This window comes from Leminorella grimontii, from assembly GCF_039789245.1.
In the GTDB taxonomy this organism is placed as follows: Bacteria; Pseudomonadota; Gammaproteobacteria; order Enterobacterales; family Enterobacteriaceae; genus Leminorella; species Leminorella grimontii.
Genome location: NZ_CP146357.1, coordinates 2,393,426 through 2,412,837, shown reverse-complemented (window position 1 = coordinate 2,412,837; position 19,412 = coordinate 2,393,426). Strand labels below are relative to the sequence as shown.

General features: G+C 54.8%; 16 protein-coding genes and 1 pseudogene. 7 read left to right on the top strand and 10 right to left on the bottom strand.

Translation table 11 applies throughout. The annotated features are described in order from the left end of the window. Positions 1 to 25: 25 nt before the first annotated feature. The 7 genes and pseudogenes from V8L73_RS11295 (at position 26) to V8L73_RS11270 (ending at position 3,020) form a co-directional block, all read left to right on the top strand. A complete protein-coding gene (locus tag V8L73_RS11295; RefSeq protein WP_154656324.1) occupies positions 26 to 196 on the top strand; it encodes a hypothetical protein in 171 nt (56 codons plus the stop codon). A 242-nt stretch (positions 197 to 438) separates the two neighbouring features. Then, on the top strand, positions 439 to 927 hold the full coding sequence (locus V8L73_RS11290; protein WP_027272929.1) for a hypothetical protein: 489 nt from the start codon (positions 439 to 441) through the stop codon (positions 925 to 927). A 49-nt stretch (positions 928 to 976) separates the two neighbouring features. Further along, positions 977 to 1,237, top strand: a complete 261-nt coding sequence (locus tag V8L73_RS11285) for a hypothetical protein (protein ID WP_134389065.1) — start codon at positions 977 to 979, stop codon at positions 1,235 to 1,237. A 52-nt stretch (positions 1,238 to 1,289) separates the two neighbouring features. Beyond that, positions 1,290 to 1,853, top strand: a complete 564-nt coding sequence (locus V8L73_RS11280; RefSeq protein WP_347253018.1) for an RHS repeat-associated core domain-containing protein — start codon at positions 1,290 to 1,292, stop codon at positions 1,851 to 1,853. A 10-nt stretch (positions 1,854 to 1,863) separates the two neighbouring features. After that, positions 1,864 to 2,235: a hypothetical protein gene (locus V8L73_RS11275; RefSeq protein ID WP_027272931.1), complete on the top strand. Its 372-nt coding sequence runs from the start codon at positions 1,864 to 1,866 to the stop codon at positions 2,233 to 2,235. A gap of 287 nt (positions 2,236 to 2,522) precedes the next feature. Then, positions 2,523 to 2,570: pseudogene (locus tag V8L73_RS19885) on the top strand (hypothetical protein); the annotation flags it as partial. A 3-nt stretch (positions 2,571 to 2,573) separates the two neighbouring features. Continuing rightward, a complete protein-coding gene (locus tag V8L73_RS11270; protein WP_027272932.1) occupies positions 2,574 to 3,020 on the top strand; it encodes a hypothetical protein in 447 nt (148 codons plus the stop codon). Between the two features lie 336 nt (positions 3,021 to 3,356). Here the strand turns inward: V8L73_RS11270 and V8L73_RS11265 are convergent, their stop codons facing one another. The 10 genes from V8L73_RS11265 to pbpG (V8L73_RS11220) form a co-directional block, all read right to left on the bottom strand. Next, a complete protein-coding gene (locus V8L73_RS11265) occupies positions 3,357 to 3,833 on the bottom strand; it encodes an AraC family transcriptional regulator (RefSeq protein ID WP_347253017.1) in 477 nt (158 codons plus the stop codon). Then, on the bottom strand, positions 3,830 to 5,935 hold the full coding sequence (gene malQ, locus V8L73_RS11260; protein ID WP_422655626.1) for a 4-alpha-glucanotransferase: 2,106 nt from the start codon (positions 5,933 to 5,935) through the stop codon (positions 3,830 to 3,832). The genes V8L73_RS11265 and malQ overlap by 4 nt, the downstream gene beginning before the upstream one ends. A 45-nt stretch (positions 5,936 to 5,980) precedes the next feature. Further along, positions 5,981 to 8,425: a glycogen phosphorylase gene (gene glgP, locus V8L73_RS11255; RefSeq protein WP_261830797.1), complete on the bottom strand. Its 2,445-nt coding sequence runs from the start codon at positions 8,423 to 8,425 to the stop codon at positions 5,981 to 5,983. A gap of 136 nt (positions 8,426 to 8,561) precedes the next feature. Further along, on the bottom strand, positions 8,562 to 9,995 hold the full coding sequence (glgA, locus tag V8L73_RS11250; RefSeq protein WP_261830798.1) for a glycogen synthase GlgA: 1,434 nt from the start codon (positions 9,993 to 9,995) through the stop codon (positions 8,562 to 8,564). A gap of 87 nt (positions 9,996 to 10,082) precedes the next feature. Next, on the bottom strand, positions 10,083 to 11,366 hold the full coding sequence (glgC, locus tag V8L73_RS11245) for a glucose-1-phosphate adenylyltransferase (RefSeq protein WP_027272935.1): 1,284 nt from the start codon (positions 11,364 to 11,366) through the stop codon (positions 10,083 to 10,085). A 79-nt stretch (positions 11,367 to 11,445) separates the two neighbouring features. Next, positions 11,446 to 13,440, bottom strand: a complete 1,995-nt coding sequence (glgX, locus tag V8L73_RS11240; RefSeq protein ID WP_347253015.1) for a glycogen debranching protein GlgX — start codon at positions 13,438 to 13,440, stop codon at positions 11,446 to 11,448. A gap of 1 nt (position 13,441) precedes the next feature. Beyond that, the gene (gene glgB / locus V8L73_RS11235; RefSeq protein WP_347253014.1) at positions 13,442 to 15,625 is read right to left on the bottom strand and encodes a 1,4-alpha-glucan branching protein GlgB; all 2,184 of its coding nucleotides are present in this window, start codon (positions 15,623 to 15,625) and stop codon (positions 13,442 to 13,444) included. Between the two features lie 577 nt (positions 15,626 to 16,202). Beyond that, positions 16,203 to 17,138 carry a DUF808 domain-containing protein gene (locus V8L73_RS11230; protein ID WP_347253013.1) on the bottom strand — a complete coding sequence of 312 codons (936 nt, stop codon included), beginning with the start codon at positions 17,136 to 17,138 and terminating at the stop codon, positions 16,203 to 16,205. Positions 17,139 to 17,239: 101 nt separating this feature from the next. Next, entirely contained in the window at positions 17,240 to 18,163 is a 924-nt protein-coding gene (pbpG, locus tag V8L73_RS11225; RefSeq protein WP_347254816.1) for a D-alanyl-D-alanine endopeptidase, read from the bottom strand. Between the two features lie 89 nt (positions 18,164 to 18,252). Next, complete coding sequence (gene pbpG / locus V8L73_RS11220) at positions 18,253 to 19,188, bottom strand: D-alanyl-D-alanine endopeptidase (protein ID WP_347253012.1); 936 nt, start codon at positions 19,186 to 19,188, stop codon at positions 18,253 to 18,255. Between the last annotated feature and the right edge of the window lie 224 nt (positions 19,189 to 19,412).

Genomic DNA, 19,412 nt, shown 5'->3' with positions numbered 1-19,412 from the left:
CTATGCCAGAATAAGACTATCCCAAATGGATGATATTCCAACAGTTGCTCAAAATACAGGTTTATCAACAGAGGAAGTTACAACTTTAAAAAAACATATATTCTACGGCAGGCATGAATATCCAATAGCAACCGATGAAGGCCCTTTAATAGTCATAGGAAGATTTGAAGCCGATGATAAAATCGCTTATACCTAGGAAATGGCTCAGAAGCAGGAGTTAACTGATGCTCAAAAATCGTGGTTTAGACAACTTGCCAATCATGAGTTAGGTGAGCGATATTTAATGGGGCAAGGGATTCCATATCGCAGGATTGAATCATGGAACTTAACAATAAAGAGATTCGATACTCCCCCTTCTGGAGCCCAGGATCTGGCACCTACACAGCCAGGTTTTGGTATATATCCTGGATATTCACCAAAATTTTAAGGTATTGATATATGTTTAATAATATGAAAAAAGCAACAATGCGCGCATTGAGAATTGAGCATATAGAAAAATACGATGATATTCCTGATGTTAATTTTTTTCTTATCCGTGAATATTTTCGGCGAGTCGCCATTATGTTCTCTTTTTTAGAGGGGAAACATACCCCATCACCTAGGTTTGATTGCTGCCGTATTCTCGGCATTGAATGCCAGCAAAGTATAGGTATGGAGATAGATAAATTACGTTCGACGTTAATTGAAAAAACAGGTAATGCATATATTGCTGCATATTTAATAGAGTATATAAAGTGGAATTATTTTATTGATTTAAAAAATGCTATTGCAGTTAAAAATAGAGATGTTTTTGAACCCTTGATAAGGATTTTCGAGAATGGTTGTACAATTGGCTTCCACCATGGTGAATTTATGGTTGGTAAATATTCTCTAGGTAAAATAAATGTGGCAAAAGAAATAACGAACAAACCATTTATCTTCACTTAGAATTTACAAAAAAAGTATAGAGGAAGAAGTCTTTAAACAGAGGGTTACCATGAGCGTGAATGATAATATTAGAAAGATGAATTCCTATGAAGTCTTAAGGAAATTTAGATCTGGAGAGGATTTTATATGTCCACTTTGCCGTATACCTTTGCAAACAATACCAGAAAATGCAATTGATAGACAATCTGTTTTGGGGCTTTATTGCCCCAAAAATAGTAACCATTTCTCTATATATACGGAGGGAGATAGAATAAACCAAGGCAGAGAAAATATTAAAAGCATTGTCTCAAATAAAGAAAATAAAAGATAACCATTAACTGGTCGGCACGCCGCACAGCCTGACGAACATCAACGGCGAGGAGGTGTACCGCTGCCAGTTTGATGCCTACGGCAATCTGGTGGAAGAAGATATAGCCACCCACTGGCAGACCGGCGAACGGTTGATAAGCTTCCGCAATCCGCTGCGCTTTCAGGGGCAGTACGAGGATGAGGAGTCCGGGCTCTTTTACAATCTGAACAGGTATTATCAGCCGGACCCGATAGGGCTGAGAGGCGGGTTAAACTTATATGCGTATGCGTCTAATCCACTCTCTTGGATAGATCCATTAGGATTAGCTGGATGTAATGCTCAACAACGCCGCAATATATCTGATTTACGAAATGGTAAAGGTGTCACGGTTAGAAGTGTTGATGAAGCAAGAGCGTTATTAGATAACATGCCGGATCTTAGACCTCATGTTGACAATTTCCCTGCAAGGTCTGGTGAGCTTTATAGTGCTACTAAATTCAGTGATGTATGGAAACAACCAGCGGGAATATATCGGGGTGATTTATATAATATGAAAAATCCATTACACGATAATAATCCGCACTATAATATTATCTTTGGTGATGGTACTAAAGCTGGGATAATTATCGTTCCTTAGTGAGGTTTACATGAGAAATACAATAGATAATAGTATGTTAGGCTCAATACCATTGGTGGAAAGGACCATTGAATCGTCTGGAAACGAACTATTTATTACATATAACATAATTGATGATTTAAATTTCGATATTACACTCAAGAAAACTTATCATTCTTATGAACAATTGGAAAATTCAGTCGTGGTCTTTTTATCTGATGAAAAAAAGCACAATGAAGAGATATTAAAATGGAGTGATGACTTTTCCATTAAGCAGAAGAAAGCAAAAAAAGAATTGTTTTTAAGATTTGATACCGGTCGATTATTCTTGCCCGATAATGGAGAAGGTTTTATTTTTGATGGAGATGTCAATCATATGAGAACGTGGATAGATAAACTATAGAACCTTTTGTACTATTTATTTTCATAAACTGGGGAGATATTAAATCTTCCCGGCTTTTTATTGTTTAATCTCCGTTTAGTCCACTAACCCAGCACATCCTTAATCCCCTTAACCACCTGTTCAGCCTGATAAAGTTGTTCTCTCAGCTCCTGCGCCTCGTTACAGTACTGGCGGGAGGATTAAACCTCCAGGCGTATGTGCAAAAATATATTACCCCAGCTGTTGCTTAACATAGTGGGGGATTTTAGAAAGCAGTCGTTAGTGTTAAAAATTTAAGAAGCAAAGGGACAAGAGCTGGAACTTATGATGCCGATTTCACTCGAAGAGGTGATTAATGAATGAAATACTCATATAGAATAACTAAATATGCTCAAACCGATGAGCTGGATAATTTATGCTCATCTTCGAGCGAATGGACTAGCTTTTATGATATAGGCTGTAAGGTAACAGAGGATGAATATAAAAAAGTTGAAGGGAGATATATTGATTATATTCTGGATGCTTGTAATTTCCTTGGTGTAAAATCACTAAAAATTCAGGGGCTGGAACTGAATAATGATGAATGTCCTTATGTTGAAGGTGGCGCGATACCGCTTGGTGAACTTAAAGCGGTTGTTCAATCGATATTAAGAGAAGATATATGGTGCAAGCTTATATCCGATGAGTGTGAGTTTCATTTTGGTTATGATTTCTACATGTATTTTTTATGTAATACTTGCCCTGAAAAATCTATAGATAAAATAAAAACGGAACTTACTGTTCAAAGATATAAGTCCCCATACTGAAGATAAGAGCCAGGAAACCCCCTTTAAATCTTTGAGGTCTTGCTATCTGATATTATGCCTACGGGAACATGCTGGAAGAACTGCTGTGGTAGGGAGTAAACCATTATCTTTCTATGGTAGCTGTGCAGCATACAAGCACAATACACCTCCTCTAAAACCTTCATCGTCGCACCCCGCCCGGCCTCAAATTCCGCCCCAGCCAGTCGCCCTTTGGGTGCTGAATGGAGCTATGTGAGTAATCGCGGACCAATGTGGCTTGACGGTCCTCATTCCGGGTGCTGACGCATCCACCCCGCGAGATTTACCACCAACCCCTCCCTACAAAAAGCCCCCCAGCTACTTAGGCACAACCGGAAAATAAACCTCCGTCAACAGCGCCTCAGCCGCCGTGGTGCGCGGATTATTCAAATAGACCTCAAACGACGGCATATTGGCGCGCAGGTAGTCGCTTTGCGGCAGCCATTCCTGATAGAACCGTTGATAAACGGGCTCCAGCGCCTCATAGGGGCCAACGTGTCGATACTTGGCGTAGCAGCCGCCGAGCAGCTCGACGGGTTCGATAAGCTCCGACATTTGCTCGTCGGCCAACGGGCCGTCGAGCTGTAGGCAGGCGTCCGAGCGGCAGCGCTCAGGGCGTTCGACCTTTGGATTGTCATAATAGACAGCAATGGCGCACAGCGTTCGCGACTCCAGCCCTTCGGCCTGAGCCCAGCGCCACAGCTCGTCGAACGCCCTGTATATCTCGTTATAGGGGCCGCAGTGGCGTATGCCATAAACGGTGAGGGTGGTTCGGGTCTCAATCGTGATGTTCACTTGTGCGTTTCCCCAAGGTTCGTTTGAACAGCCGCGTCGAGCATGCGGCCTTCACGGCCTCGCTGAACGGCTTCCAGCAGCCGCTGCCCCAGCGGGCTTTCAAAGGCGCTGGCGAGAGTGGCAGGGAGCCTTCTTCGCCAGTTGGGATATTGGTCGGAGGTGCCCGGCACGTTAACGGGCGTTTCAACGCGCAGCCAGTCTTCCGGCTGCAGGCCGACGAACTGGCTTGAGGTCGAAGCGATAAAACGGTGCAGGGCGACGTTCAGCTCGTCCGTCATGGCGCCGGGCGACAGCGGTTTGGCTAAGAAACCGTATTCAAGCAGCATCGCTTCCAACGCCCGCTTGTCGTCGTCGCGGGCCTTATCCAAGGCGGCCAGCACCTCGGCGTCCGGATAGATGCCCAGCGACTCCCCAAGCCGAAGGTCGCCTTTTTGCCAATAGCCGACAAGCGTCGGCAGATCGTGGGTGGTCGGCGTAGCCATCGATTGAGGGAGATAGCGTTCGGGGGGGCGAAAGCCGACCCCTTCTTTTTCAAAGTAGAGCACCTTATAGGAATAGACGCCGGCGTCCCGCAGCTTTTGGACGATCTCCGGCGGCACGATGCCTAAATCTTCTCCGATGACCACGCAGCGATGGCGCTGGCTTTCCAGCGTTAAAATCGCCAGCAGGTCGTCAAGGGGATAGGCCACGTAGCCGCCCGCGTCGGCGGTTTCGCCATAGGGTACCCACCAAAGCCTAAGTAGGGACATCACGTGGTCAATGCGCAGCGCGCCGAAGTAGCGCATGTTGGCGCGCAATACCTCGATAAACGGGCGGTAGGCTTGCTTTCGTAAAACGTGCGGATCCATCGGCGGCAGCCCCCAGTTTTGCCCCTGCGGCCCGAGCGGGTCGGGAGGGGCGCCTACGGACGCCTTCATGCGGTAGAGAGTTTTGTCGCACCAGGTCTGTACGCCGCCTTCGGCGACGCCGACCGCCAAATCGCCATACAGGCCGACGGCCATGCCCAATCGGCGGGAAAGCGTAAAGCATTCGCTAAGCTGCTGATGGGCGAGCCACTGTAGCCAGGCGTAAAACCGAACGTCGTCGTCATGGCTTTCGGCGAAGCGGCGAACCGTTTCAGAATCATGCCGGCGATAGTCTTCGGGCCAGACCGGCCAGCCCCAGGCGTTTTCCTGGCTCTGCGTCAGCGCGTAGTGCAGGGCGTCGAACTCCGCCTGGCGGATAATCGCTTCCCCGCGCTCGGCCAGAAAGCGGCGAAAGGCCTGCTTTCGCAGCGGATCGTTGAACGATTGCCACGCCAGCCGCAGCGCCGTCATCTTAAGCGTCATCACCGCCGCATAGTCGACGCTGTCGGTTTGCCGCAGCCGCTGCCGTTCGTTTTGAACGTCGGCGTTTTTCCACCACGCGATGGCCGATTCGCTCGCCTGAAATTCAGCGACGGCCTCGACGTCGATATAGGCGACGTTCAGCGCGGTGCGAGAGGAGGGGCTGTAGGGGCTGGCGTTTTCCGGTACGGCGGGGTACAGCGCGTGCAGAGGGTTGACGCCGACAAAGGCGCCGCCGCGCCGCGCGGTTTCGTACAGCGCCTCTTTCAACGCGCCGAAGTCGCCGATGCCCCAGTCGTTCGCCGAGCGTAGCGTATAGAGCTGCACGCACATGCCCCACAGCCGCTCGTCCACCGGGCGCGCAAAGCAGCGGGCGGGGGAGATAATGACGCTGGTGTGCCAAAGCGCGTCGCCGGCTCGTAGCGTTAGTCGATAGTATCCGCAGGCAAGGTCGGCGGGCAGGGTGATTTGCTCGTCAGAGGGGACGATTTGCCCCTCATAAAATCCGCCGCCGTCCGCGGGGGCAAGCGCATAGTCATTGGGCCGCAGCTTCCACTGATAGAGATTGGGAATTAATAAGGTGACATTGTAACTTTCCCCGATTGAGAAAACGCACACCGGCGGCAGCGGGGAATTCGGGCTCTCCAGGCCGCTGGCCATGGCGTCATAAATGCGCCGCCGCGCGGTTTCATCGATGGGCTCAATAAGGCCCGCGGCGTTTACATAGCCGCGAGCAATGCCGACCTCGTCGTAACGGTCTTGCCCGTCGTCGCCCATCGCGGCGTCTGCCGTCTGGCGCATTTTATCCATCTCGTACTCCGCCTACAGCTTGGTCGGCTTTATTTCCCAGATCTCTTCCGCATACTCCTGAATCGTTCGGTCGGAAGAGAAATAGCCCATGTTGGCGATGTTTAGCGCCGCCTTCCGCGCCCAGGTGTTCGGCTTCAGGTACAGCCGGTCGACGCTCTCCTGCGCGTTGAGGTAGGAACGATAGTCGGCCAGCAGCTGGTAGTAGTCGCCGAAGTTGACCAGCGAGTCAAACAGCGGGCCGTAGCGATAGGGTTCTTCCGGGCTGAAGAAGCCGGTCGCGATTTGGCTTAGCACCTGATGAAGCTCGGTGTCCTCTTCGTAGATTTTGCGCGGATCGTAGCCGTTGCGGCGCAGCGCGTTAACCTCTTCGGTGGTGTTGCCGAAGATGAAGATATTCTCCTCGCCCACGTGTTCACGAATTTCTACGTTGGCTCCGTCCAGCGTGCCGATGGTCAGCGCGCCGTTAAGGGCGAACTTCATGTTGCTGGTGCCCGACGCCTCGGTGCCCGCCAGGGAAATCTGTTCCGACAGGTCGGCGGCCGGGACGATAATTTGCGCCAGGCTGACGCCGTAGTTGGGAATAAACACCACCTTCAGCTTGTTTTTAATGCGCTCGTCGTTGTTGATGACCTTGGCTACGTCGTTTATCAACCGAATGATAAGCTTGGCGTTAACGTAGGAAGAGGCGGCCTTGCCGGCAAAAATCACCGTTCTTGGCACCCACGGATCGTCCGGCGCTTTCAGAATGCGGTTGTAGCGGGTGATCACCTGCAGCAGGTTCAGCAGCTGGCGCTTGTACTCGTGAATGCGCTTAATCTGAACGTCAAACAGCGAGTTTGGATTAACGACGACGTTCAGATGCGTAGCGATGTACTCCGCCAGCCTCTTCTTGTTGGCCAGCTTGACCTTTTTAATCTGCTCGATGAACGCCGGATAGTCTACCATCGCGTTCAGCGCCGACAGCTTGCTCAGGTCGGTGCGCCAGGTCTGATCGATGCTGGCGTCCAGCAGCTCGGCCAGCGGCCGGTTGGCCAGGCCAATCCAGCGCCGCGGCGTTACGCCGTTGGTCTTGTTACAGAAGTGGTGCGGGAAGATTTTGGCGAAGTCGGCGAACAGCGAAGTTACCATCAGCTCTGAGTGGAGCGCGGATACGCCGTTAACCTTATGGCCGCCGATCACCGCCAGCCAAGCCATTCTTACTCGGCGACCGTTGCTTTCATCAATCAGGGAAACGCGGGTCAACAGGTCAGGATCGTTAGGGAACTGCTCTTTCACCACCTTCAAAAAGTAGTCGTTAATCTCAAAAATAATCTGCAGGTGGCGGGGCAGGATTTTCCCCATCATCTCTACAGGCCAGGTCTCCAGCGCTTCGCTCATCAGCGTGTGGTTGGTATAGGAGAAGATGCGGATTGTCATCTCCCAGGCGTCTTCCCAGGTAAAGTGGTGGTGGTCGATAAGCAGGCGCATCAGCTCGGGGATCGCCAGCACCGGGTGGGTGTCGTTGAGGTGGATGGCTACCTTATCCGCCAGGTTGTCGTAGGTTTCATACGCCCTCCAGTGGCTGTAGAGAATGTCCTGCAGCGTGGCGGATACCAGAAAGTATTCCTGCTTGAGGCGCAGCTCGCGGCCAGAGCTGGTGGCGTCGTTGGGGTAGAGCACGCGCGATACGTTTTCCGAGTTGTTTTTGTCCTCAACGGCGGCAAAGTAGTCGCCCTGGTTAAACTTACCCAGATTGATCTCATTACTGGCCTGCGCCGACCACAGGCGCAGCGTATTGGTCGCATCGGTGTCGAAGCCGGGGATTATCTGGTCGTAGGCGCAGGCCAGCACCTCTTCCGTTTCTACCCAGCGGCACAGTTTGCCTTCCGTCTGTACGCGACCGCCGAAGAAGACCTTATGGCGCACGTTGTGACGAGGAAACTCCCAGGCGTTGCCGTATTCGAGCCAGTTATCCGGCGACTCCGCCTGCTGGCCGTCGACGATGTTCTGTTTGAACATGCCGTACTCGTAGCGAATGCCGTATCCTCGGGCCGGAAGGCCGAGGGTGGCCAGCGAGTCGAGGAAACAGGCGGCCAAGCGGCCCAGGCCGCCGTTGCCGAGGCCGGGATCGTTTTCTTCGTTAATCAGCTGCTCGATGCTGAATCCCATGTCGTCCAGCGCTTCGGCAAGCTCGTCGTAAATGCCGAGGTTCAAAAGCGAGTTGGAGAGCGTACGGCCAATCAGGAACTCCATTGACAGGTAAGACACGCGGCGGCCGGATTGGGAAAAGTGGGCGCGGGTTGACCGCAGCCAGCGTTCGACCATCATATCGCGCACGACGAAAGAGGCGGCGTTGAGCCAGTCGTGTTCGGTTGCCAGCGCGGGCTCTTTACCAATAATGAACTTTAACTTTTCCTGAATCGCAGTTTTCAGGTTCATGATGCGTTCAGAGGGCGACTCAAAGTGAAATTGTGACATGTTCTTAATCCGTATATTGACTAGCGGTAAATCTGTGGGAAATCCGTTTCAGCCAGAGAAGCCCGTAGATCGCTGTAAATCATTGTCGCATTGGCGGCGAAAGCCGCCTTTTGCGGTGTTAACGCGGCGGGCGCAGTTAGCCCAGCCGCTGATACATCGCCAGATACTTTTCGGCGGCGTTCCGCCAGCTAAAGTCCTTTTCCATGGCCTGGCGCTGAACGCGGCGCCAGCGGGGCTTATCCGACCACAGGGCAAAGGCGCGGCGGATTGCGCCGCTGAGCTCTTCTACGCTGCTGTCTCGAAACACGAATCCGGTGGCGCTTTTGTCCATCAGGTTTTCCAACGAGCAGTCGGCTACCGTATCCGCCAGGCCGCCGGTGCGGCGCACCAGCGGCAGGGTGCCGTAGCGCAGCCCGTAGAGCTGCGTCAGCCCACAGGGTTCGAAGCGGCTGGGCACCAGTATGACGTCGGCACTGCCGATAATGCGATGAGCCAGCGTTTCGTCGTAGCCGATTTTAACCGCCACCTGACGAATGTGGCGGCGCGCCGCCTCCATAAAGGCTTCCTGCAGGTTCTCATCGCCGCTGCCCAACAGAGCTAGCTGGCCGCCGCGATCGAGAATTTCGGGCAGCGCCTGTAGCAGCAGGTCTAACCCCTTTTGGCTGCTCAAGCGGCTGACGACGGCAAACAGCGGCGCGTCGGGGGAGACGTCCAGCCCCATTTGCGACTGGAACAGCGCCTTGTTTTGCGCCTTACCGGTCATCTTCTTGCTGCCGTAGTCATGAGGCAGCAGGGCGTCCTTCTCCGGGCTCCAGACGTCGTAGTCCACGCCGTTGAGGATGCCGACCAGCTTGCCGCGCAGCTTTCTCTGGCTGAGCAGGTTCTCCATGCCAAAGCCGTATTCCGGTTGGGTTATCTCTTCGGCATAGGTTGGGCTGACCGCTGTCACCATGTCCGAATAGTACAGGCCCGCCTTCAGGTAAGAGATTTGCCCGTAGAACTCCAGCCCCTCGGGCTGTAAAAAGTGCGTAGGCAGATAAAGCTCGTTCATATGCCGAGCGGAGAACAGCCCCTGATAGGCCAGGTTGTGCACGGTAAACACCGAGCGGGCAGGATAGCCGCGCGCGGCCAGATAGGCGCTGGCCAGACCCGCGTGCCAGTCGTGGGCGTGCACCACGTTCGGCTGCCAAAAGGCATCCAGACCGCAGGCCAATTCGCAGGCCATCCATCCGAGCAGGCCGAAGCGCTTATAGTTATCGGCGTATTCGTGCAGCGCTCCGTCGTGATAGGGGCTGCCCGGCCGGTCGTAAAGGTGGGGGGCGTCAATCAGATAAACGCCGATGCCGTTGTAGGTGCCATACCGCAGGACGACCCTGCCGGCGAACGTTTCCACCTCGGCAACCACGGAAGTGGGAAGAATTTGATGCACTAACGCCGGGAACCCCGGCATCAGCAGGCGAACGTCCGCGCCGGCGGCCACCTGCGCGTTGGGCAGCGCGCCGAGCACGTCGGCCAAACCGCCGGTTTTCAACAGCGGAAAAAGTTCAGAACAGGCGTGTAATACTCGCATCCATACCCCTGATTAAAAAACATTCATATTAGTAATCTAAGCACTACTTGGCGGCCCTCGCCAGCGGTGAGGGCCGATGGAAAACGGCTACTTTTCCATCTTCGCCAGCATGTCTTTAGTTATCAGCACAATGCCGCCCGACGAACGGCAGAACCTGCGCTCGTCTTCTTCAACGTTTTCTCCAACGACCAGCCCTTCAGGCAGGTGGCTGCCGCGATCGATAATGCAGCGGCGCAGGCGGCAGGAGCGCCCGATGTGCACGTCCGGCAGAACGACCGCCGAGTCCAGCGTACAGAAAGAGTTGACCCGAACGCGAGGGAACAGCACCGAGTTGAGCACCACCGAGCCAGAAATAATGCAGCCGGCGCCGATCAGCGAGTTCATCGTCATGCCGTGGCTGCCGGAGCGGTCCTGCACGAACTTGGCGGGCGGCAGCGGCTCCATGTAGGTGCGGATAGGCCAGGCGGTGTTGTACATGTCCAGCTCCGGCATTACCGAGGCCAGATCGAGGTTGGCGCTCCAGTAGGCGTCAATGGTGCCGACGTCGCGCCAGTAAGGTTTGGCGTTGACGTCCGACGTGACGCAGGAGAGGTCAAACGGATGCGCCCAGGCGACGCCCTGAGAAACCGCCTTGGGGATGAGATCCTTACCGAAGTCGTGGCTGGTTTCGCTGTTCAGGCTCTCTTCTTCCAGCAGCTGGTAGAGGTACTGAGCGTTGAACACGTATACGCCCATGCTGGCCAGCGACATTTCCGGATCGCCCGGCATGGCGGGCGGGTTCTCCGGCTTTTCCAGAAAGTTGACGATCCGGTGGTCTTCGGCGATGTCCATTACGCCAAAGCCCGAAGCCTCAGAGCGCGGAACCGCGATACAGGCGACGGTGCACTGCCCGCCTTTTTCCACGTGGTCCAGCAGCATGCGCGAATAGTCCATTTTGTAGATATGGTCGCCGGCCAGTATGACCACGTATTCGGCCCGGTAGCGTCGGATAATGTCCAGGTTCTGGTAGATAGCGTCGGCAGTGCCGCGATACCACTCTTCGTGATCTTCTCTTTGCTGAGCAGGCAGCAGATCGACGAACTCGTTCATCTCTTCGTTAAGGAACGACCAGCCGCGCTGAATGTGCTGCACCAGCGAGTGGGAGTGGTACTGGGTCAAAACGCCAATGCGGCGAATGCCGGAGTTCATGCAGTTGGACAGGGCAAAGTCGATGATACGGAATTTGCCGCCAAAGTGGACGGCGGGCTTGGCCCGTTTGGAGGTTAAGTCCTTCAGGCGGGAGCCGCGGCCGCCGGCGAGAATCAGCGCGACGGACTGTTTAGGGAGTTGCCTTGCCAGCATGAGTTTGTGATTGGCGTCCGATTTAACCATGTTTCCTCCAAACATCGAAAATTCCTATATAAAGGTTCCTGCATCAGGAACGGCAAAAGTAAGCGCAGCAAAGCTGCCGTTAAGTTTTTTTCTGTAACACGCTGACGCTGCGCGGTTGTGCCACGTAGCGTTGGTTTTGAACTTCAATATCGCCAAGAGAAAAGGGCTCGGCGATGGACCACTGCGCCTCTGAGAGGCCAAGGCGCTGCGGCGTATCGCAGGGATTAACCACCGCGAGCCATTCGTTGGAGAACAACATCAGCAAGACGCCGGGAGGGGACTCCCAGCGCTCGGGCGTCATGGGCTCGGCTTCTGTGGTTAGCCACTGAACGTCCGTCGCGCCGTCTCCGCTTTTCCACCAGTTTGGCGCGGCCAATGCCGGAATTTTTCGGCGCAGAGAAATCAGGCCGGACACAAAGTCCGTAAGCGATTCGTCCGCCGACAGCCAGTTGAGCCAGGTCAGGGGAGAATCCTGACAGTAGGCGTTGTTATTGCCCCACTGGGCGTTGCCGAGCTCATCCCCGGCCAAAATCTGCGGCGTGCCCTGCGATAGCAGCAGGGTGGCCAGCAGCGAGCGCGAAGACCTCTCGCGCAGCAGCAGGACGTCCGCTGGGGCGTCCAGCCCTTCGTAGCCGTGGTTGTTGCTGTGGTTATCACCGTGTCCGTCGCGGTTTTCTTCACCGTTGAGCCGGTTATGCTTACGGTCAAAGCTCACCAGATCTTTTAGGGTGAAGCCGTCGTGAGCGGTAATGTGGTTAATCGACGCGTAGGGGCGCCGGCCGTTTTTGTCGAAGAGGTCGCTGGAGGCGGCCAGGCGGCGGGCGAATTCGCCGAGCCCGACGTCGCCTTCCAGCCAAAAGCGCCTCATCGCGTCGCGAAAGCGATCGTTCCACTCGGCGAACGGCGCGGGAAAGTCCCCCAGCCGGTAACCGCCGGGGCCCAGATCCCAAGGTTCGGCAATCAGCTTTAGCTTCGACAGCTGCGGATCGTTTTGCAGCGCCACCATCAGCGGGGAAGAGGGAGAGAATTCGGGTTCTCTGCCCAGCGCGCAGCCGAGGTCGAATCGAAAGCCGTCCACGCGACACTCGGTCGCCCAAAAGCGCAGGCAGTCGAGCGCATACTGAAGGCCGACGGGGGCGTTAAGGCGCAGCGAGTTACCGCATCCGCTCCAGTTGGCATAGCGGCCGTTCTCTTCCAGCCAGTAGTAGGTGCGGTTGTCGATGCCGCGTAGAGAGAGCGTCGGGCCTGATTCGTCCAGCTCGGCGGTGTGGTTGAGCACCACGTCCAGAATTACCTCGATGCCCGCGCGGTGCAGCGTTTTCACCATGTCGCGAAACTCCGACAGCGGGGTGGAGTCGGGGCGCTGCGACCAGTAACGAGGCTCGACGGCGAACGGCGCCAGCACGTTGTAGCCCCAGTAGTTGACCAGCCCCATGCGCTGCAGGCGCGGTTCGTCAATATGGAGCTGCACCGGCATGAGCTCAAGGGTGGTGATGCCAAGCGTAATCAGGTAGTTCACCATCACCGGATGAGAAAGCCCCGCGTAGGTTCCCCGCAGGACGGCAGGGATAGCCGGGTGGGTCTTGGTTAGTCCGCGGACGTGGGCCTCATAAATCACGGTGTCGCGCCAGGCGACTCGGGGGCTTCGGTCGTCCTGCCAGTCGTAAGGTTCGTCAATAACGATGCTCTTGGGAGCAAACGGCGCGCTGTCTTGCTCGTTGGGCCAAGCGCCTTCATCGAGCAGCTCGGGGGCGTCCGGCGCTTTGCCGTCTACGCCTCGGCTGTAAGGGTCGATAACCAGCTTTTGCGGATTGAAGCGAAGCCCGCGCTCGGGCTGCCACGGGCCGTGAACCCGATAGCCATAGCGCTGGCCCGGCAGCCCGTTCGGCAGGTAGCCGTGCCAGACGTTGCCGCTGCGCGAGGGGAGGCTGTAGCGCAGCTCGTTGTCCTCGTCGTCAAACAGGCAAAGCTCTACCCGTTCGGCGTCGGCGGAATAGAGCGCAAAGTTGACGCCGTCGCCGTCGTAATGGCTGCCGAAGGGATAAGGCTTTCCCGCAGTGAGCGCTATCGTCATGCTATCCCTCCCGAACGAAATAGAGGGTAGACAGCGGCGGCAGCGTCAAAGACAGGGAGTAAGGCCTGCCGTGCGAAGGCGCTTCATCGCTGTGGACGCCGCCGAAGTTGCCCGCGTTGCTGCCGCGATAGAGCTGCGAGTCGGTATTGAGCGCTTCACGCCAAAAGCCGGGTTGGGCTACGCCGATGCGGTAGCCTTGCCGCAGCACTGGCGTAAAGTTGCTGACCACCATCACCTCATTACCCTCTTCGTCGCGGCGGATGAAGGCGAACACCGAGTTTTCGCAGTCGTCCACCACGTACCATTCGAACCCTTCTGGCCGATAGTCAAGCCGATAAAGCGGCGGCAGCGCTCTGTAGACGTGATTAAGATCGCGCACCAGATTTTGAACGCCGCAGTGCCAGCCGTCGTTAACGTCGTCAAGCAGGTGCCAGTCGAGGCTCGCATCGTGGTTCCACTCTCTGCCTTGGGCGAATTCGCCGCCCATAAACAGCAGCTTTTTCCCCGGATATCCCCACATGAAGGCGTAGTAGGCGCGCAGGTTGGCGAACTGCTGCCAGGCGTCGCCGGGCATGCGCCCAAGCAGCGAGCGCTTGCCGTGAACCACCTCGTCGTGCGACAGCGGCAGCACGAAGTTTTCTGAATAGGCGTACAGCATACCGAACGTCATCAGGCCGTGGTGGTGCTTGCGGTAAATCGGGTCAAGGGACATATAGTCGAGCGTGTCGTGCATCCAGCCCAGGTTCCACTTGTAGTGAAAGCCCAGTCCGCCGCTTTCCGGCGGGAGAGTGACGCCGGGAAAGTCGGTGGACTCTTCGGCAATAACCACCGCGCCTTCCCGCTGGGCGCCTACCGTCCTGTTGACGGAGCGCAAAAACTCGATGGCTTCAAGGTTCTCTCGGCCTCCGTGGCGATTGGGGATCCATTCGCCTTCGGCACGGCTGTAGTCTCGATAGAGCATGGAGGCGACCGCATCGACGCGAAGGCCGTCCAGGCCAAAGCGCTCCAGCCAATAAAGGGCGTTGCCGGTAAGGTAGTTGCGGACCTCGTGCCTGTCGTAGTTATAGATAAGGGTGTCCCAGTCCTGATGAAGGCCTTCGCGAGGGTCGGCGTATTCGTAGAGCTCGGTGCCGTCAAACCGGGCGAGGCCGTGCTCGTCGTTGGGAAAGTGGCCAGGGACCCAGTCCAGCAGAACTCTGATGCCTTCGCGATGAGCGCAGTCGATAAGGAAATGAAAGTCTTCGGGCGAGCCGAATCGGCGGGTCGGCGCATAGAGCCCCACGGGCTGGTAGCCCCAGGAGCCGTCGAAGGGATGTTCATGTATCGGCAGCAGCTCGATGTGGGTAAAGCCCATCGACTTCACGTAGGGAATAAGGCGCTCCGCCAGTTCGCGATAGCTGAGCCAGCTGCCGTCGTCGTGGCGCTGCCAGGAGCCGAGATGAACTTCATAAATCGACATCGGCGAGGAGAATTGGTTTGCTTCCCGTCGCCACTGAGGCATGGCCGAACGGTGAGGCGGCAGGGCGGTGCGCGACGCGGTTTCCGGCCGCGCGTCGCCGTCGAAGGCGTAGGGGTCGGCCTTTAGTCGCCGATGGCCGTGAGCGTCGACCAGCTCATATTTGTACAGCTCTCCAATGCCGACATGGGGTAAAAACAGCTCCCATATGCCGCTTTCCGATCTTAGGCGCATAGGGTGGCGGCGGCCGTCCCAGTGGTTAAAGTCGCCCACGATCGAGACGCGCTGCGCGTTGGGCGCCCAAACGGTAAAGGCCATGCCGTCAATATCGTCCAGCCGCATTGGATGGGCTCCCAACCGTTCATAAGGGCGCAGATGGGTGCCTTCGGCCAGAAGCCAACTGTCCGTTTCCTGCAGCAGCAGGCCAAAGCGGTAGGGATCTTCGATAACCTGCCGATACCGATCCCATTCGACGGCGAGTTGATAACGATAGGGCGCGTCGCGATGAGGCAGAACGCCTTGAAAGAAGCCGCTATGTTCGCCCGGCGTTAGGGTAAGCAGCGAGGCGCCGCTGTCTTTATCCAAAACGGTAACGCGCGAAGCGTCAGGCAGGAATGCGCTGATGGTTAGTCCGTCTTCCGTTGCGTGAGGGCCCAAAATGGAGAACGGATCCGCGCATTTTCCCAACGACAGTCGTTGGATCACTTTTTCATCGATCGCTGTCGACATCCATATTCTCCCTTTGCGTTTTGTGGCTATAAAAAAAGAATAGCCGAAAAAAATAAACAACGTCCCCATCGCAAAATGCAAAGCGACATTAATGGATTACATAATTAACAATACGCAATTGATAAATGAATTCTGTGAGGCGCTTCTTATATTGTTCTCTCTTTTTAGCCAGATAGCTCAATATGTTACTTGGGTTGTTTTTATTAATTAAATAAAGGCGAGTTTCCGGTCTCTTTGAAATTCAAATCTCATTTTTTCAGCGGAGAAGCCTGTGCGCGGCGGCGCTTGCAGTGGCCGTTCAGGCAAAACGAGTAGGCGCGCAGAATACTGAAAATGAGACTCAAATATTATGTGCTATTAATATTATTGCCGTTGATTTTAAATGAATAAACGAGGTTTGTTATGTGCTATAAGCGTTGTCGGTGCTATTGAAATAGATGGAAGTAGGAAAAATAAAGCGAGGGGATTTATCTTTTTAATTAAAACAGGGTTCCTGCTTAGCAACTGTGACAGTTAGCTCATTTTCTGGAGGAAATAAAAAACCGGCAACAGCCGGTTTTTTATTTTAAAAGTGCAATTACGCCGCTTTTGCTGACGACCTCATTTTCCCGACAAGCATGACGAGCAGCAAAGCGACGGCGCCAGCGACGACGCCGAAGGCCATGTTTAGCAGCGTAGGCGTCAGCGCGTGAATAATGCGCCCGGCGATGCCGGGTACGGCGGCCAGCGCCGAATGGGCAATGCCTTCAATCACGCGGGAAACGGCGGGTATACCATGGGTTAGAATGCCGCCGCCGACCATAAACATCGCCGCCGTGCCGACGACGGAAAGGGTTTTCATCAGGTAGGGCGTGACGTTGACCAGCCCGTTGCCAACGGTGCGCAGCGCGGCGGCCTTTTTCTTAGCCAGATAGAAACCGACGTCGTCCAGTTTGACAATACCGGCAACCAGGCCATAAACGCCGATGGTCATAATAATGGCGATGCTGGACATCACCGTCAGTTGCTGAGAGAGCGTCGCACCAGCTACCGTACCGAGCGTAATGGCGATAATTTCTGCCGATAGAATAAAATCGGTGCGGACGGCGCCCTTGATCTTCTCCTTCTCATAAGCGGCTATCTCTTCCGGCGTTTTTACCTCTGGTTCGCCGCCTTGGGCGTGCGCCTTGTCATCCTTGTGAAAAAAGCGGTGGGCCAGCTTTTCGACCCCTTCAAAGCAAAGGAAGATGCCGCCGAGCATGAGCAGTGGGGTTACCGCCCAAGGGATAAAGGCGCTGATGGCTAACGCCAGCGGAACCAGAATCAGCTTGTTAAGGAAAGAGCCTTTCGCTACCGCCCAGACCACCGGCAGTTCGCGATCGGCCCTGACGCCGGTCACCTGCTGGGCGTTGAGCGCCAAATCGTCGCCCAAAACGCCGGACGTCTTTTTAGCCGCCATTTTGGTCATCAGCGCGACGTCGTCAAGCGCGGTGGCGATATCGTCGAGTAATGCGAGTAAGCTGCTTCCTGCCAAGGGGTATTCTCCTGAGAATAAAAGATTTTTGCCGATTATACGCGCAAAGGCTTATCTAAAGCTTAACAAATTATTATCAACCGGAGCATTTTGTTAAATTATCAACGCTGCGTGGTTTCAATAGCCTTCTGGCGACGATACTCCTTCGCCGCTTTGGGCACCGGCGGGGCTTCGCCGGTTTCCATCCACTTGCGCAGGCGGTTGGCGTCGGCGAAGTGGGTGTATTTACCGAAGGCGTCCAGCACCACCAGCGTTACGTCTTTCCCTGCGATAGAGGTGCGCATGGCCAGGCAGTGGCCCGCCTGATTGGTAAAGCCGGTTTTGGTCAGCTGGATTTTCCATTCGTCTTTCGTCACCAGATAGTTGGTATTGCGAAATTCCAGCGTGTAGTCCGGCTGGCGGAAGTGAACCGTTTTTTCGTGCTCGGTCGAATACTTGCTCAGCAGCGGATATTGGCGGGTCGCCAGCAGCAGGCGGGTCAGGTCTTCGGCGGTGGAGACGTTCTGTTCGGACAGCCCGGTAGGCTCGACGTAGTGGGTATTTTTCATGCCCAGCGCCTTCGCCTTGTCGTTCATCGCCTGTATAAACGCCGCATAGCCGCCGGGATAGCTGTGGGCCAGCGCCGCCGCCGCGCGGTTTTCGGACGCCATCAGCGTCATGACCATCATGTCTTCGCGGCTGGCGTGGCTGCCGACCCTGACGCGGGAATAAACGCCCTCAAGCTCCTTGGTTTGATTTATCGTTACGGGGACGACTTCCGTCAGGGGAAGCTTTTTATCCAGCACCACCATAGCGGTCATAATCTTGGTGATAGAAGCGATGGGAACCTGCTTGTTTGGATTAAGGGTATAGATGACCTTTCCCGTTTTGGTATCGGTGATAAGCGCGCTGCCGGAGGCGATTTCGGGCAGGCTGCTGCGCTGTGCCGCTGTAGCGGCCTCGGCTGCGTAGGTGGGAAGGGCCAGGTTGCCGCCGAGGCCCAATAGGCAAACCAGCGGTAAACTGCGATAAAACCGTTTTTTCATCATCGCTCGCTTTAACATTTAATCTTCCCGCCGCCAGGGGCCGCGGGGTAGTGAAATACGCCGTCTATCCGGTGATAGCGGCCGTGTCGTTAACTCTGTTTGACCTTCTTGGCCTTTTGCTTTTTGGGGCTCTTCTGGTTATCGGCAATAGGCAGCGGTTTTTGCGTTTCTATCCAGGTTCTCAGCCGGTTGGCGTCGGCAAAATGGGTGTATTTCCCGTAGGCGTCCAGCATGATCAGCGCCATTTCCCGGTGGTTAATGGTGGTTCGCATCGTCAGGCAGCGCCCCGCTTCATCAGTGTAGCCGGTTTTCGTTAGCTGGATGTCCCAACTGCCGTTGCGCAGCAGGTGGTTAGTGTTATGAAACTCCAGCGTATAGGCAGGATGCTCGAACGTCACGGTTTTGCCCTGTGTGGTGCTCAGTTGGCTCAGCATCGGATATTTTTGCGTCGCCAGAATCAGGCGGCTCAGATCGCGCGCGGTAGAGACATTCTTCTCTGAAAGGCCGGTCGGCTCAACGTAGCGGGTATTTTTCATGCCCAGCGACTTCGCCTTGGCGTTCATTGCCTTAATGAAGGCCCGATAGCCGCCCGGATAGTTGTGGGCCAGGCTTGCCGCCGCGCGGTTTTCCGATGACATCAGCGCCAGCAGCAGCATCTCCTTGCGGGTGATTTCACTGCCGACCTTAACGCGGGAATAGACGCCCCTGAGCTCTTTGGTTTCGTTGATTTTTACCGGGATGACCTGTGACATCGGCTGCTTGGCGTCAAGCACCACCATCGCGGTCATCAGCTTGGTAAGCGATGCGATAGGAACAATCTTATCGGGATTATTGGCGTAAATGACTTTGCGGGTTTTAACGTCTACAACCAGTGCGCTCTTTGACGAAAGCGCCGGGCCGGCGGGCGTTTTTTGAGCCGGTTGGGCGTGCGAAGAGGCGCTTTTGGCCTCTGCGGACGCTGTCATCGCAAAACCTGACGTCAATAGCGCCAGGCTCAATAAAGTTAAACGAATTTTTGTACGCATATGAGATGACTTAAATAAGAGACGTAATATTGAACGAAAACGTTCAGCCAGAAAAATTATAAATTTGTATTGGCGTTACGGACAGGGGATTTATGCGTTATTTTTACCGTTCAGGAGCGATTATTTGTAATTAATTGTATTGGGCTCAAATTATTATAAATCGTGTAGCAACGCATCGCGGTGCGCAATTGAACCAGTTTGGCTAAATAATAGTCGTTTCGCCA